The 13,799-nt window shown below is 63.3% G+C and carries 14 protein-coding genes; 5 read left to right on the top strand and 9 right to left on the bottom strand.

What is annotated here, in order from left to right:
* Positions 1 to 156, top strand: a 156-nt coding sequence (locus H8A92_RS35935; RefSeq protein WP_229200045.1) for an IMP dehydrogenase, incomplete at its 5' end; no start/stop codon positions are given.
* A 224-nt stretch (positions 157 to 380) separates the two neighbouring features.
* Here the strand turns inward: H8A92_RS35935 and H8A92_RS35930 are convergent.
* The 6 genes from H8A92_RS35930 to H8A92_RS35905 form a co-directional block, all read right to left on the bottom strand.
* Positions 381 to 1,226, bottom strand: coding sequence for an ABC transporter ATP-binding protein (locus H8A92_RS35930; protein ID WP_420831419.1), 846 nt, complete (start codon positions 1,224 to 1,226; stop codon positions 381 to 383).
* A 76-nt stretch (positions 1,227 to 1,302) separates the two neighbouring features.
* Positions 1,303 to 2,628, bottom strand: a complete 1,326-nt coding sequence (locus tag H8A92_RS35925; protein WP_229200041.1) for an ABC transporter substrate-binding protein — start codon at positions 2,626 to 2,628, stop codon at positions 1,303 to 1,305.
* A gap of 108 nt (positions 2,629 to 2,736) precedes the next feature.
* The gene (locus H8A92_RS35920; RefSeq protein WP_229200040.1) at positions 2,737 to 3,864 is read right to left on the bottom strand and encodes a branched-chain amino acid ABC transporter permease; all 1,128 of its coding nucleotides are present in this window, start codon (positions 3,862 to 3,864) and stop codon (positions 2,737 to 2,739) included.
* 15 nt (positions 3,865 to 3,879) lie between these two features.
* The gene (locus H8A92_RS35915; protein WP_229200039.1) at positions 3,880 to 4,809 is read right to left on the bottom strand and encodes a branched-chain amino acid ABC transporter permease; all 930 of its coding nucleotides are present in this window, start codon (positions 4,807 to 4,809) and stop codon (positions 3,880 to 3,882) included.
* Positions 4,810 to 4,818: 9 nt separating this feature from the next.
* The gene (locus tag H8A92_RS35910; RefSeq protein ID WP_229200038.1) at positions 4,819 to 5,604 is read right to left on the bottom strand and encodes an ABC transporter ATP-binding protein; all 786 of its coding nucleotides are present in this window, start codon (positions 5,602 to 5,604) and stop codon (positions 4,819 to 4,821) included.
* On the bottom strand, positions 5,601 to 7,571 hold the full coding sequence (locus H8A92_RS35905; RefSeq protein ID WP_229200043.1) for an AMP-binding protein: 1,971 nt from the start codon (positions 7,569 to 7,571) through the stop codon (positions 5,601 to 5,603). Before H8A92_RS35905 ends, H8A92_RS35910 begins: the two co-directional genes overlap by 4 nt.
* A 709-nt stretch (positions 7,572 to 8,280) precedes the next feature.
* Here H8A92_RS35905 and H8A92_RS35900 point away from each other — a divergent pair.
* Complete coding sequence (locus tag H8A92_RS35900; protein ID WP_229200037.1) at positions 8,281 to 9,303, top strand: NADP-dependent oxidoreductase; 1,023 nt, start codon at positions 8,281 to 8,283, stop codon at positions 9,301 to 9,303.
* 144 nt (positions 9,304 to 9,447) lie between these two features.
* Positions 9,448 to 9,705 (top strand): hypothetical protein, encoded by a 258-nt coding sequence (locus tag H8A92_RS35895; RefSeq protein WP_229200042.1) that lies wholly within the window; start codon positions 9,448 to 9,450, stop codon positions 9,703 to 9,705.
* Between the two features lie 6 nt (positions 9,706 to 9,711).
* Here H8A92_RS35895 and H8A92_RS35890 read toward each other — a convergent pair whose 3' ends face one another.
* Together H8A92_RS35890 and H8A92_RS35885 are read right to left on the bottom strand one after the other, a co-directional pair.
* On the bottom strand, positions 9,712 to 10,548 hold the full coding sequence (locus tag H8A92_RS35890) for a metallophosphoesterase family protein (RefSeq protein ID WP_229200036.1): 837 nt from the start codon (positions 10,546 to 10,548) through the stop codon (positions 9,712 to 9,714).
* 127 nt (positions 10,549 to 10,675) lie between these two features.
* On the bottom strand, positions 10,676 to 11,098 hold the full coding sequence (locus H8A92_RS35885) for a hypothetical protein (RefSeq protein ID WP_229200035.1): 423 nt from the start codon (positions 11,096 to 11,098) through the stop codon (positions 10,676 to 10,678).
* A gap of 169 nt (positions 11,099 to 11,267) precedes the next feature.
* Between H8A92_RS35885 and H8A92_RS35880 the strand changes: the two genes are divergently transcribed.
* Positions 11,268 to 11,690 (top strand): MAPEG family protein, encoded by a 423-nt coding sequence (locus tag H8A92_RS35880; RefSeq protein WP_229200034.1) that lies wholly within the window; start codon positions 11,268 to 11,270, stop codon positions 11,688 to 11,690.
* 22 nt (positions 11,691 to 11,712) lie between these two features.
* Positions 11,713 to 13,020 (top strand): RsmB/NOP family class I SAM-dependent RNA methyltransferase, encoded by a 1,308-nt coding sequence (locus H8A92_RS35875; protein WP_229200033.1) that lies wholly within the window; start codon positions 11,713 to 11,715, stop codon positions 13,018 to 13,020.
* Positions 13,021 to 13,118: 98 nt separating this feature from the next.
* On the opposite strand, the gene H8A92_RS35870 is transcribed toward H8A92_RS35875, so the two are convergent.
* On the bottom strand, positions 13,119 to 13,799 hold a 681-nt coding region (locus H8A92_RS35870), incomplete at its 5' end, for an MFS transporter (protein ID WP_229200032.1).

Below are 13,799 nucleotides of genomic sequence, written 5' to 3'. Positions count from 1 at the left end.
CTCAGGGCGGCGATGGGTTATGTCGGTGCGAAGGACATCAAGGATTTCCACGACAAGGCCGAGTTCGTCCGCATCACCGGCGCGGGCCTGCGCGAGAGCCACGTCCACGACGTGACCATCACGCGCGAATCCCCGAACTATCCGGGCGGGGTGTAAGCACCCGCTCGTCATTCCGGGGCGATGCGTCAGCATCGAACTACGGCACGCACTTCCGCGCCAGGGAATCTCGAGATTTCGGGGGGGCCGCCGGTCGGCGGCCCGTGCAAATGCCGTCATCTGCTAAAGCATGATCCGGAAAAGTGCGAAGCGGTCTTCCGGAGAGATCATGCTCAAACAAGGAGCTAAAGCGCGATGACGATTCAACCTGATCTCATCGCGCTTTAGGCAAGCCAGCGCTTGCGTCGCTTGTAGTGCTTCACGTCGCGATATGATTTCTGCTTGTCTCCGGCGACGCCAAGGTAGAACTCCTTGACGTCCTCGTTTGCGGCGAGCGCGTGCGCTTCGCCGTCCATCACCACGCGGCCATTTTCGAGGATGTAGCCGTGGCTCGCATATCTGAGCGCCATATTGGTGTTCTGCTCGGCGAGAAGAAACGACACGCCTTCCTTGGCGTTGAGATCCTTCACGATCTCGAAGATCTCTTCGACGATCTGCGGCGCGAGACCCATCGATGGTTCGTCGAGCAGGATCATCTTCGGGCGTGACATCAGCGCGCGGCCAATCACGCACATCTGCTGTTCGCCGCCCGACGTATAGCCGGCGGTGGAGTTGCGTCGCTCTTTGAGGCGGGGGAAATAAGCGTAGACACGTTCAAGGTCCTGCGCGATCGCGAGCTTGCCGTCTGTCCGTGTAAATGCGCCGGTCAGAATGTTCTCCTCGACTGTCAGATGAGGGAAAGCACGCCGCCCCTCCATCACCTGGATACAGCCGCGTCGCACCACGTCGTTTGGCGACAGGGACTTCACCTCGACGCCGTTGAACAGGATCGAGCCCTTGGTGACCTCGCCGCGCTCTGCGTGCAGCAGATTGGAGACCGCCTTCAGCGTCGTCGTCTTGCCGGCGCCATTGGCGCCGAGGAGCGCGACAATGCCGCCTCGCGGGACCTCCAGAGAAACGCCCTTCAACACGAGAATGACGTGATCGTAGACAACCTCGATATTGTTGACCGATAAGATCAGAGCTGTCGCTTCCGTCGTAGCGGTGACGACCACCTTGGCGATTGACACGCGCAGACCTCCAAACTGTAGCAGGGGCCGTGATCCGGGAGCAGGCAAACCTGCGTCCCGGATCGCTCACACGGTCTCAGGTTTCCTTTGCGCAGTCGCGCGGCTTAATCTTCTTCTCCGCGGCATACTTCGCGGACACATCGGCGACGAGCGGTTCGATGAGCGATTCGTCAGCCGTGGACCAGTCGGAGATCACTTTCCAGGCCTTGCCATTCCACTGCTGGACCCGCCCGTAGCGCGCGCCCTCGTGGTCGGAGCAGGAAATGCTGACCGGCTTCAACATTCCCTCAAAGCCGAGTTCCTTGATACGCGCATCGGTGAGGATGAGATTCTCAAGCCCCCAACGGACCTGCTCGCCTGTCAGCGGTTTCTTGCCGAACTTTTCCTGCGCCTTGCGGATCGCCTCGACGCCGAGCATGGCATTCACCATACCTCGGTTGTAGAGAACCTCGTCGATTTTGCCGGGTTCTGTCGAACCCTTGCCCTTGGCGTAGATGTACTTCTCTATGTCGGCATGCACGGGAAACTTGCCGGCGCCGTGCTGAAGCATCAGCGCCTTGTAGCCAGTGGCTTGATCGCCTGCCGGCGTCACGTCAGGCTCTGCGCCCGACCACCAAACGCCGATCATCTTGTCGCGCGGATAGGCGACGGCGGCCGCCTCCTTGATTGCCGTGCTGTTCATGACGCCCCAGCCCCAGACCAGGACATAGTCCGGCCGGTTCTGGCGGATCGCCAGCCATTGCGACTTCTGCTCGACACCGGGATGCGTGACCGGGATCGGCGTGAACTCAAAGCCGTACTTCTGCGCCAGCACCTGCAGCATCGGAATCGGCTCCTTGCCATAGGGACTGTCATGGTACAGCAGCGAAATCTTCCTGCCTTTCAGCTTGTCGAAGCCGCCGAGTTCCTTGGCGATCTGCTGGATGGCGAGATCGGCCGCGGACCAGTAGGTGCCGAGCAACGGGAAATTATACGCGAACACCGCGCCGTTCTTGGAATCGGCCCGGCCGTACCCCATCGTGATGATCGGGATCTTGTCGGTCGCGGTCTTTTCGGTGAGCGCGAAGGTGATGCCGGTCGACAGCGGGTTGATGAACGCCGCGCCGGTCGGACCCTTGCTCTTCAGACGCTCGTAGCACTCCACGCCCTTGTCGGTCGCGTAGCCCGTCTCGCATTCCTCGGTCAGAATCTTGACGCCGTTGATGCCGCCGTCGCGTTCATTGATCAGGTTGTAATAGTCCACGACGCCGTTTGCGTAGGGCGCGCCGTTCACGGCGTATGGTCCGGTCCGGTACGATAAAATCGGGATGAACTGCTCGTTTTGCGCTGCGGCCGGTGCGCTCAACGCCGCGGCGGCCAGGGCGGCCGCCAGCATCAATACATTGCGTGCAATACTTGCCATATTGATATCCTCCTCGTTTCAAGTCCTTCTTTTCCGTCCCGCGGTGCTTCCTTCCTCTCCGTTGTCAGCGGCCGCCATCCGCGCTGCGATCGTGGCGCGATCGCTCCTTCAATAGGGAAACGGCCAAAGTCTGAGCTTCTCCTTGCCGATCGATATCAGCCTGGCGAAGCCATGGGGTTCCTTGATGAGCAGATAACAGATCAAGGATCCGAAGATGATGAACTGAAGGTGAGTGATCGTTTGCGTCGACAGTGGCAGGCCGAGTTCGGTCGGAATCACATTCAGCATGATCGGCATGATGAGGATGAAAGCCGCCCCGATGAACGAACCCATGATCGATCCGAGCCCGCCGATGATGACCATGAACAGAAGCTCTAGCGAGCGGTCGATCGAGAACGCGAGCGGCTCCCATGAACCGAGGTAGACGAACGCCCAGAGCGCACCCGCCACCCCGATGATGAACGAAGATACCGCGAAGGCCGTGAGCTTTGCATAGAGCGGCCGGATGCCGATCAGTTCGGCGGCGATATCCATGTCGCGGATCGCCATCCACTGCCGGCCGAGATTGCCGCGAACGAGATTCTTCGCCAGCACCGCCATCACGGTCACGAAGAGCAGGCACAGCAGGTAGCGCTCGACCGGCGTGCGAACGATCATGCCGAAGAAATCCAATTCCGGCGCATTCACCGATCCCGATGGGGCGTAGTTGGTGAACCACGGGAGCCGCAGGAACGCCCAATCGAAGAAGAACTGCGCGGCGAGCGTTGCGACCGCCAGGTAGAGACCCTTGATCCGCAGACTGGGAATGCCGAACAGGATTCCGGCACAGGCCGCCATCAACCCGCCCAGCAGGATGGATGCCAGCACGGGCAACGGTGGGATCGCGATCGCGAAACCAAGCCAGGCAAGCGGGATATGAACGCCGGTCGCCAGCTTGTAGGCGGAATAGGCGCCGATCGCCATGAACGCGCCGCTGCCGAGCGAGATCTGGCCGCAATAGCCGACGAGAATGTTTGTCCCGACGGCGGCGAGCGCCAGGATGAGGAAGGGCAGCAGGATGGCCCACAACAGATAGTCGGTGCGGAACGGCCAGATACGGAAACTGGCCAACAGCGGCACGCCAATGAAGGCAATCCCGAGCAGGACAGCGAGGGCAATACGATCCTGCCGGATCGGGAAGATCGCCATATCCTCCGCATAGGTCGCCTTGAACTGGCCGGCTTCGCGATAAAGCACAACGACCTCCTTGCCTCAGACGCGTTCGATGATGCGCTCGCCGAACAGGCCCTGTGGCCGCAACATCAGCACCGCCAACGCCAGAACGTAGGCAAACCAATATTCGATGCCGCCGCCGATGGATGGCCCGAGATACACCTCTGCGAGCTTCTCACCCGCACCGACAATGAGCCCGCCGACGATGGCTCCGGGAATGGAGGTGAGGCCGCCGATGATCAGGACCGGCAAAGCCTTCAGCGCGAGAAACGTGATGGAGAACTGCACGCCAAGCTTGGTCCCCCACACGGTCGCCGCGACCAGCGCAACGAGACCGGCAACGAGCCAGACCACGAACCAGATCCAGCTGATCGGAATCCCGACCGAATGGGCGGCCAAATGGTCGTCGGCCACGGCTCTGAGCGCGCGACCGGTCTTGGTACGCTGAAAGAAGACGGCGAGGCCGGCGACCAGGACGCCCGCGATCAATGCGCCCCAGACATCCAGCTTGTTGACCAGAATCCCGCCCGGGAACAGGCCTTCAAACAAGAACCAGGCGTCGGTCGGGAACAGCCGCAACGGGTAGACATCCGATCCGAAGATCATCTCCGCGGCGCCCTCGATGACGAATGTCACGCCGATCGTCGACATGAACAGCGTCAGGCCGTCCTGGTTGACAAGAGGTCCGATCACGAACCGCTCGATGAGCCAGGCGGTTGCCGCCATGATCACGGCGGCAAAGCCGATCGCAAGGACGACCGCGACCCAAAGCGGAAGGCCGTTGGCGACCAGCAGGTCGAGGGCGCGAACCAGCGCCAATCCCGCGAGCAATACCATCGCTCCCTGCGCATAGTTGAATACGCCGGATGCCTTGAAGATCAACACGAAGCCGAGCGCGACCAGCGAATAGAGCACGCCGGACATCAATCCGCCGATAAGGACCTCGAGAAACTGACCCAGCGCGATCATGGGCGCACCTCAATGCGCGACGCCAAGATATGCGTCGATGACGGCTTGACTTCTCTTCACTTCATCAGGCGTGCCGTCGGCGATCTTGACGCCGTGATCAAGCACCGCTACGCGGTCCGACAGATCCATGACCACGGCCATGTCGTGCTCGATCAGGGTGATGGTCGTGCCGTAATGATTGTTCACATCAACGATGAATCGCGACATGTCCTCCTTCTCCTCGACGTTCATGCCAGCCATCGGCTCGTCGAGGAGGAGTAGGTCGGGCTCCATCGCCAGAGCGCGACCGAGTTCGACACGCTTCTGCAAGCCGTATGGCAAGCGCCCAACCGGTACCTTGCGGATTGTCTCGATTTCCAGAAAGTCGATGATCTCCTCGACCTTACGCCGATGTTCGATCTCCTCTGCGAGAGCAGGGCCATAACGCAGCGCCTGCCACAACAGCCCGCGGCGCACCTTCAAGGTGCGCCCCGTCATGATGTTGTCGAGCGCGCTCATGCCTTTGAACAGGGCGACATTCTGAAAGGTGCGCGCGATGCCGCCGCGCGCCGCCTCAAAGGGCTGCATTTTGGCCCGGGTGCGCCCCTTGAAGGTGATGGCGCCATGGTTGGGGTGATAGAAACCGTTGACGACGTTCAGCATCGAGGTTTTGCCGGCGCCGTTGGGGCCGATGATGGCGCGAATTTCACCTTTTCTGACGTTGAACGAGACGTCCCGCAGCGCCCTGACGCCGCCGAAGGCCAGTGCCACGCCCTCGACCTGCAGCAGGATTTCGTTGGCGTTCGGCGCTCTCATGCCGCTCTTCCCAGCGATTTTGCCGGACCGACGATTTGCATGTCACGAATCTTGACTCGTGCCGCGATCGTGCCTTTCCGGCCATCCTCAAACGTCACTTCCGTGGAAATGTCGGCGTCATGCGCTCCGTTGTAGAGTGCCGTGACCAACGACGCATAGCGTTCGGCAATGAAGCGGCGGCGCACCTTCTGCGTGCGTGTCAACTCGCCGTCATCCGCGTCGAGCTCCTTGTGCAGAATGAGGAAGCGGCGAATCTGGGCGCCCGCAAGCACCGTTTCCCCGGCCAGGGAGCGGTTCACCGCGGCAACGTCTTTGGCGACCATGTCGTAGACCAGCGGATGCCCGGCAAGCTCCTGATAGGACCCGTAGGCGACGTTGTTGCGCTCCGCCCAATTCGCGACCGCGACCGGGTCGATGTTGAGCATGGCGCACACGAACTCTCTGGAGTCACCGAACGTGATCGCTTCCTTGATATTGGGATAGAACTTCAGTTTGTTCTCAAGGTACTTGGGAGCAAACATCGTGCCATCAGCCAATCGACCGACGTCCTTCGCGCGATCGATGATCTTCAGATGCCTGGTCTTCTCGTCGAAGAAGCCCGCATCGCCGGTCCTGACGTATCCATCGGACGTCATCGCGTCCGCGGTCTTTCCCTGATCCTTGAAATATCCGAGGAACATGCCGGGCGAGCGAAACTGCACTTCGCCCGTCTCCGCGATGCGGATGTCGACGTTGGGCGCCGGCGGACCAACCGTATCCGGGTAGATCTCGCCATCGGGCTGGCAGGTTACATAGAGGAACGCTTCGGTCTGGCCGTAGAGCTGTTTCAGGTTCAGGCCGATCGAGCGGTAGAACGCGAACAGATCCGGACCGATCGCTTCGCCTCCAGTGTAGGCGACGCGCACCTGAGACAGGCCAAGAACGTTCTTGAGAGGCTCGTAGACCAGCCAGCGGCCGAGCGCATAGATCAATCGGCCTGACAGCGGCACCGGACGGCCCGTCAAGACTTGCTCGCCATACCGCTGCGCGACGTCCAGAAAGTAGCTGAACAATCGCCGCTTGATCGGTGCGGCGTCCTCCATCCGGACCATCAGCCGTGTCAGCATGGCCTCGAAAATACGTGGCGGAGCCAGATAGAACGTCGGTCCGATCTCATGCCGATCCTGCTCGATCGTGTCGCTGCTTTCCGGACATGCCATGCAGTATCCAGCCACCAGACCCTGCACATAGCTGACATAGTGATCGCCCGCCCAGGCCAGCGGCAGATAGGCGAGCACCACGTCCTTGTCGGTCAGTCTGTCGAACCGCGTGGTGTCGATTGCAGCATCGATGCAATTTCGCGCCGACAGCATGACACCCTTCGGCGCACCGGTCGTTCCCGACGTGTAGAGGATGACCGCGATGTCCGAACCGTTGCCCGCCCGAATGGATTCATCGATCTGTTCGCCAAGCGTTGGCTCGGCCGCAAGCGCGGTGCGGCCGTCCTCGATGATATCGCCGATTGCGATCAGTCGACTGTGGTCGTAGCCGTCAAGCCCGCGCGGTTCGTCGTAGACAATCTTGTTGAGCTGCGGCAGTCGGTCGGACACGGACAAGACCTTGTCGACCTGCTCCTGGTCCTGCGCTGCGACCAGCGTCGCCTCGGCGTGAGCGAGAACAAAAGCAAGCTCATCAGCCACTGCATCGGAGTAGACCGGAACGGGGATTGCGCGCAGCGTCTGCGCTGCCATCATGGTCCAGTAAAGCTTCGGCCGATTGGAGCCGACGACCGCGATTGTCTCGCCCGGTCGCAAGCCAAGACGATGCAAGCCGGCAGCATAGCTGCGTATGATCTCGGCAACCTCAGCCCAGGTCCAGCTCTGCCAGATGCCAAGATCCTTATGCCGGAGCGCTGGCCGCGTGCCAAATTGTGCCGTGTTTCGCAGCAGCAATTTGGGAAACGTATCATACGATCCGCCGCCGGCCATGTCGGTCTCGATCCAAAAACCGAAGCGTTGGTTCGCTCCTGTTATGGTGATGCCTGCCCCATTTTTGGGTAACAGACATGCGAGTGCCGCATGGTCCGAGACTACAGCGAATCGAAAGTCCGACAAGTGCCAGATTGATAGATCGCGTTCCTGCGCGGACGCGCGGGGCGGGGATGGTCTACCGGGTGCCGGTCGTCCGAAGGTGAATCCGGCCGCCAAACCAAAGACCTCGCGGTGCGAAGAAGCTGGTCGGTTCCTCAAGAGGTAATCCCAATGGTTTGGGAGGCCTCACATACGTTGGCCGGCTCCACGGAGCGGACCGAAGTCCTCGCCACTCAGCTTTCGAGGGGAGGCGGCAAACCGATCGCCCACTGCGCGGCGGCGCTCGTCGCGACCCACTGACGGCCGCCTACGCGTAGCTCCATCGTGCCGGATGCCGAGGTCGGTTCAGGAGAATCGCGCATGGCCGCTTCGTTCGCTGGTGGCATGCCTTGATCGACTTGCCGACACCAGATTCCGGGGGCGGTCTCGCGGACCGCCCCGCGACGACGGCGCCGTTTCGAGCACCCTTGCCTGCGAAATGACGGGCATCATTTCAAACACCGTTTCAAACAAGCGCGCATGAAAACAGCAAATCCATCTCCCTTGCGGGGAGGTGGATTGCATGACTACGTGTGCGCCACGGAACCAATCATCTCAAGAGGAAATCATGTCCCAAGGAAAGCGCATCGTTCTTGCTTCGCGCCCGCACGGCGAGCCCACGCCGGCCAATTTCAGGCTCGAGGATTACACGCCGCCGACGCCGGGTGCGGGCGAGGTGCTGCTGCGCACCATCTGGCTGTCGCTCGATCCCTATATGCGCGGCCGTATGGCCGACGGTCCGTCCTATGCCGCACCGGTGCCGGTCGGCGGCGTGATGGAAGGCGGCACGGTGAGCGAGGTGATCGCGTCGAACAATCCCGGCTTCGCCAAGGGCGATATCGTGCTGTCGCGCGCCGGCTGGCAGACACATGCGCTGTCCGACGGCAAGGGTCTCGCCAAGATCGATCCGAAGATTGCGCCGATCTCGACCGCGGTCGGTGTGCTCGGCATGCCCGGCATGACCGCCTATACCGGCCTGCTCGAGATCGGCAAGCCGCAGGCGGGCGAGACCGTGGTGGTTGCCGCGGCGTCCGGCGCCGTTGGTTCTGCGGTCGGCCAGATCGCCAAGATCAAGGGGGCGCGCGCGATCGGCATTGCCGGCGGCAAGGACAAGTGCGCCTACGTCAAGAACGAACTGGGCTTCGACGAGTGCATCGATCACCGCGATCCCAATCTCGCGGCCAAGCTGAAGGAAGCTTGCCCGAAAGGCATCGACGTCTATTTCGAGAATGTCGGCGGCGCGGTGTTCGACGCGGTCTTTCCGCTGCTCAATGCGTTCGCGCGCATCCCGGTTTGTGGCCTGATCGCGCATTACAACGACACCGAGGCGCACGCCCCGAAATGGGCCGGCGCGATGATGCGCAACATCCTGACCAAGCGGCTGACCTTCCGTGGCTTCATCGTCAGCGACTTCGCCGCGATGCATGGCGACTTCCTGCGTGACATGTCGCAGTGGGTGCGCGACGGCAAGGTGAAGTACAAGGAGTTCGTGACCGAGGGGCTGGACAGCGCGCCGGAGGCCTTCATGGGCCTGCTCAAGGGCGCCAATTTCGGCAAGCAACTGGTCCGGATCGGGCCGGACAAGGCCTAAGGCTAAGGGCCCGGAACTCCCATTCCGCGCAACAAAGTATCAAAAGCGCCACTATGGCGGGGTTTTTGGGGGCCTTTCGGCCCCCATTTGCTTGACGGGGACCCCAAGCACTTGATTCAATATGGCTATATTTCAGGTGTAGCCATGGTTTTTGAACTTATTGTTTTCGGGGTCATCCTCCTCGCCGTCGGCTATTGGGCGACGATGTTCGTCATGGGCCGCCGCGACGACGTCCTGCACGGCAAATTCGTCGAGGATCAGCCGGACGCGGAGCCGGTTCGCTTCATGCCGCACGTGCCTCGCGTGCGGCCCGCGCCGGCGGTGCCGCAGCAGAGCGGAGACTCGCTGCAGGCGCTGCTCACCGTCATCAAGCAGGACCTGCACGACGCGGCGCGGAGCTGAGATAGCTCACGCCGGCTGCTTGCTGAGCAGCGTATCCAGATCGACATCGACCTGGCCCTTCGCCCTGACGTGACGGACCTCGAAACTGTCGGGCTGGAAGCGGTACTCGACGAGACCGGTTTCCTTGATGCCGATCACTTCCTGCCGCGCGTCCGAGATGATGAAGCCGGCCGAGGGCGCCCAGATCTGTCTGACATGCTCGAACGTGTAGTCGCGGCGCTGGTGCACGTGGCCGCTGCCGACCAGCCGCAGGTCGACCTTGCCGAACATCTCGATCAGGCGGCGTCGCGCCGGTTGCGGCACGAAGCGGATCGCGGTCTCGACGCGCTCGGCATCGTAGGGCACGTCGAGATAGAGCGGCTTGTGCAGGAACAGCGCGACCGGCTTGCCGACGGCCTTGTCGAGCGCGCCCGCAAGCCAGTCGAACTGCTCGGCCTCGCTCTCGAGGCCGGTGTTCATGATCAGCGAGTTCAGACCGATGAAGCACCAGCCGGCGGCGTCGAAATGCCAGCGGTCCTCGCCGAGCGTCGAGGTAAAGGCGCCGCGCGTTGCTTCGGTCGGCAGTTGCGCTGGCGTGGGACCGACCGCGGTCGGGTTGTCGCCGATGTCGTGATTGCCGGGCAGATAGAGGCAATCGACCGGCAGCGCGCTGTGCAATTGCTTGGCGAACACCAGATCGTCGCGGCTGCTCGGCCCGTCGAACGAGACGTCGCCGGAGTTGAGCACGAGATCGGGCCGCGTCGCATCGATGTGCTCGCTGACGCGATGAAAATTGTCGATCAGCGGCTTGAAGCGGCGGGCGAGGTGGGTGTCGGAGATTTGGGTCAGGCGAAACTGGGCCATGGATCGATCCTTTCGCACCGAGCATAGGTCGGCGCGAAGTCGGAACGATGACGATTTCGACGACTTATTCGCTGCTCCGTTTGATGCAGCGTTTGATGTTCTGTTTGAACGAGCCCCGACCTGGGCCCTAGATCGCGAGCGGCTTGATCGCGGGCGCGGGCACGACAGGCGGGCTGCGGCGGCTTCCGAGCAGGCCGGTGCTCGGCAGGTTTGGCGATGCGTTCAGTCCAAAATAGCCGCGCATGTCGTGCCGCATATCGTAGACGGCAAAGCCGAACAGGCCGAGCACCAGCGCCGTGGCGAAGCTGTGCTTGACGATGTCGCTTGTCGAGCGATAGCCGGTGCGGAAATAGACCGAGAGCAGGAGCGCGACCAGGAGAGCCGCGGCGACACCGGCGAGCCCCGACATCACCATGCCGAGCCCGCCATCCGCCGCGTCGTCGAACCAGCCGGTGCCGGGATCGATGGCCTTCAGCAGGGGGGTGAGGAGATCGCCGAGTGCCCCGGCCGCCTGGGCCGCGCCATCGAGGATCGGGGTGATGATGCTCATCGCGTCATCCGTGAGGCACTGAAACCGTCATTGCTGCTGGGAGTTGGTCACCCGGGCTCGGATGATGGTTCAACGGGTTACCCTGGCGCCTTATTGGGACGCTTCATTGTGTTGGGCCGCCGCGGCGGCTAAGAGGGCGGCCAGGCGCCCGGCTTGAAGGAGATTCTTGATGTCGGTTCAAATGGTTCTGTTGCCGGTCTTCGTCCAGATCGGGCTCACCTTCGCGCTCCTGTTCGGGATGGCGACGCTGCGCACGCGGACGCTGGCGAGCGGCGAGACCAGGATGAAGGATATCGCGCTGCGCCAGCCGAACTGGCCGGAGCGCGCCACCCAGCTCGGCAACTGCTTCGCCAACCAGTTCGAGCTGCCGGTGCTGTTCTATGTCCTGATTGCCATTGCGCTGCCGATCCGCCATGCCGATCTGTTCATCGTGCTGATGTCCTGGGTGTTCGTGGTCACGCGGTTCGCCCATGCCGGCGTCTTCGTCACCTCCAACGACGTGCGGCCGCGGTCGCTCGCCTGGTTCGCCGGCGTGCTGGTGCTGGCGGCGATGTGGCTGTATTTCGCGCTCAAGATCCTGCTGTTGATCTGATGCGCCCAACCGAAAGAGACCAATGACCCCCGCTGCCCGGCTTTCCGCCGCGATCGAGTTGATCGCCACCATCGACGCACAGCGCATTCCTGCGGCGAAAGCGCTGAAGGAATGGGGCACCGCGCACCGCTATGCCGGCTCCGGCGATCGCGCCGCGATCTCCGGCCTGATCTGGGACGTGCTGCGCCGGCAATCCTCCGCGGCCTGGCTCATGGACGATGCCAGCGCCCGCTCGCGGGTGCTTGGCATGCTGAAGCTCGAGCGCGGCATGGACGTCCCGACCATTTCCGCGCTGTGCGACGGCGGCCGGTTCGCGCCGGAGCCGCTGACTGCGGCTGAGGAGGCCGCATTGGCCTCGCGCTCGCTCAGGGATGCGCCGGCGCATGTCGCGGGCGACTATCCGGAATGGCTCGACCCGCATCTGGCAAAGGTGTTCGGCGACGACCGCGCCGCGGAAGCGACCGCGATGGCGAGCCGCGCGCCGCTCGATCTGCGCGTCAACACGCTGCGGGGCAAGCGCGAGAAGATCCTGCCGCGGCTGTCGCATCTGGGTGCTGCGGAAACGCCGTGGTCGCCGCTCGGCCTGCGCATCGAGCTCGGCGCCGACGGGCGCAATCCCGGCATCCATGCCGAGGAGGATTTCATCAAGGGCGCAATCGAGGTGCAGGACGAGGGCTCGCAGCTTGCCGCTTTGTTCTCGGCGGCAAAGCCCGGCGAGCAGGTGATCGATCTCTGCGCCGGCGCCGGCGGCAAGACGCTGGCGCTCGCCGCCATGATGGACGGCAAGGGCCGGCTGATTGCGACCGACAGCGACAAGCGCCAGCTCGCGCCGATCCACGAGCGGCTGTCGCGCGCCGGCGTGCACAATTGCGACGTCCGCACGCCGCGCGGCGAGGACGAGGTGCTGTCCGACATCAAGGCTTCAGCCGATCTGGTGCTGATCGACGCGCCGTGCACGGGCACCGGCACCTGGCGCCGTAATCCGGACGCCAAGTGGCGGATGCGCCCCGGCGCGCTCGAGGTGCGGCTGAAGGATCAGGCCGAGGTGCTGGAACGCGCCGCGCCGCTGGTGAAGGCCGGCGGCCGCATCGCCTACATCACCTGCTCGGTGCTGGCGGAGGAGAACGGCGAGCAGGTCAGGGCCTTCATCGCGCGGCATCCGGAGTTCTCCGCGCAGCCGCCGGAGGAGACCGCATCGGTGCTGTGGGACAAGGCCGAGGCGTTTGCGGAGGCCGCGTTGCTGTCGCCGGAAGGCCTGCTGATGACGCCGCGGCGCACCGGCACGGATGGCTTCTTCGTCAGCGTCCTCAAGCGCCGGACGTCATCCTGAGGTGCGCGCCGGGCGCTACGTCAGCAGCGCTCGGCGAGCCTCGAAGGATGTGGATGGAGCCGGGCCGTCGCCGTTCGAGGCTCGCTTTCGCGAGCACCTCAGGGTGACGGGACTGAGCAAACGCCCTGTGGCACCTGCGTCCTGCTCACCACGATGACCCAGAACAGCAGCGCAATCGCGCTGATCGCGGCACCGAGCGCGCAGACGCCGAGCCAGCCGGCGGCCGCATAGGCCATCGTCGAGGTGATTGCACCGAAGCCGGTCCCGATCGAATAGAACACCATGTAGCCGCCGACCAAGCGGCTCGCGGCCTCCGGCCGCGCGGCAACGATCAGGCTCTGGTTGGTGACATGGATCGCCTGCACCGCGAAGTCGATCATCACGACGCCGGCCAGCACCAGCCACAGCGACGCATGCAGGCAGGCGATCGGCACCCAGCCGGCGAGCATCAGCAGCAGCGACAATCCGGTGGTGCGCTGGCCCCAGCCGCGATCGGCGAGCTGGCCGGAATTGCGCGCCGCCAGCGCGCCGGCAAGGCCCGCGATCCCGAGCATGCCGATGGTGGTGTGCGACAGCGACAGCGGGGGTGCGGCGAGCGGCAGCACCACCGAGCTCCAGAACACGCTGAAGCTTGCGAAGATCAATAGCGCGAACACCGCGCGCTCGCGCAGCACCGGCTCCTCGACGAACAGCGCGACCGTCGAGCGCAACAGCCTTGCGTAGGACGCTCCGGCCATCGGCTGCGGCGCGTGCCGCGGCAGCGCGCGTGCGAGCAGCGC

It is taken from the genome of Bradyrhizobium acaciae, assembly GCF_020889785.1.
Lineage (GTDB): Bacteria > Pseudomonadota > Alphaproteobacteria > Rhizobiales > Xanthobacteraceae > Bradyrhizobium > Bradyrhizobium acaciae.
This window is presented reverse-complemented; position numbering and strand designations above follow the sequence as displayed.

Excerpts from the sequence above, each read along its gene's own strand:
- H8A92_RS35925 (WP_229200041.1), bottom strand. The coding sequence starts at position 2,628 with ATGGCAAGTATTGCACGCAATGTATTGATGCTGGCGGCCGCCCTGGCC.
- H8A92_RS35915 (WP_229200039.1), bottom strand. The coding sequence starts at position 4,809 with ATGATCGCGCTGGGTCAGTTTCTCGAGGTCCTTATCGGCGGATTGATG.
- H8A92_RS35910 (WP_229200038.1), bottom strand. The coding sequence starts at position 5,604 with ATGAGAGCGCCGAACGCCAACGAAATCCTGCTGCAGGTCGAGGGCGTG.
- H8A92_RS35905 (WP_229200043.1), bottom strand. The coding sequence starts at position 7,571 with ATGGCCGGCGGCGGATCGTATGATACGTTTCCCAAATTGCTGCTGCGA.
- H8A92_RS35900 (WP_229200037.1), top strand. The coding sequence starts at position 8,281 with ATGTCCCAAGGAAAGCGCATCGTTCTTGCTTCGCGCCCGCACGGCGAG.
- H8A92_RS35895 (WP_229200042.1), top strand. The coding sequence starts at position 9,448 with ATGGTTTTTGAACTTATTGTTTTCGGGGTCATCCTCCTCGCCGTCGGC.
- H8A92_RS35890 (WP_229200036.1), bottom strand. The coding sequence starts at position 10,548 with ATGGCCCAGTTTCGCCTGACCCAAATCTCCGACACCCACCTCGCCCGC.
- H8A92_RS35885 (WP_229200035.1), bottom strand. The coding sequence starts at position 11,098 with ATGAGCATCATCACCCCGATCCTCGATGGCGCGGCCCAGGCGGCCGGG.
- H8A92_RS35880 (WP_229200034.1), top strand. The coding sequence starts at position 11,268 with ATGTCGGTTCAAATGGTTCTGTTGCCGGTCTTCGTCCAGATCGGGCTC.
- H8A92_RS35875 (WP_229200033.1), top strand. The coding sequence starts at position 11,713 with ATGACCCCCGCTGCCCGGCTTTCCGCCGCGATCGAGTTGATCGCCACC.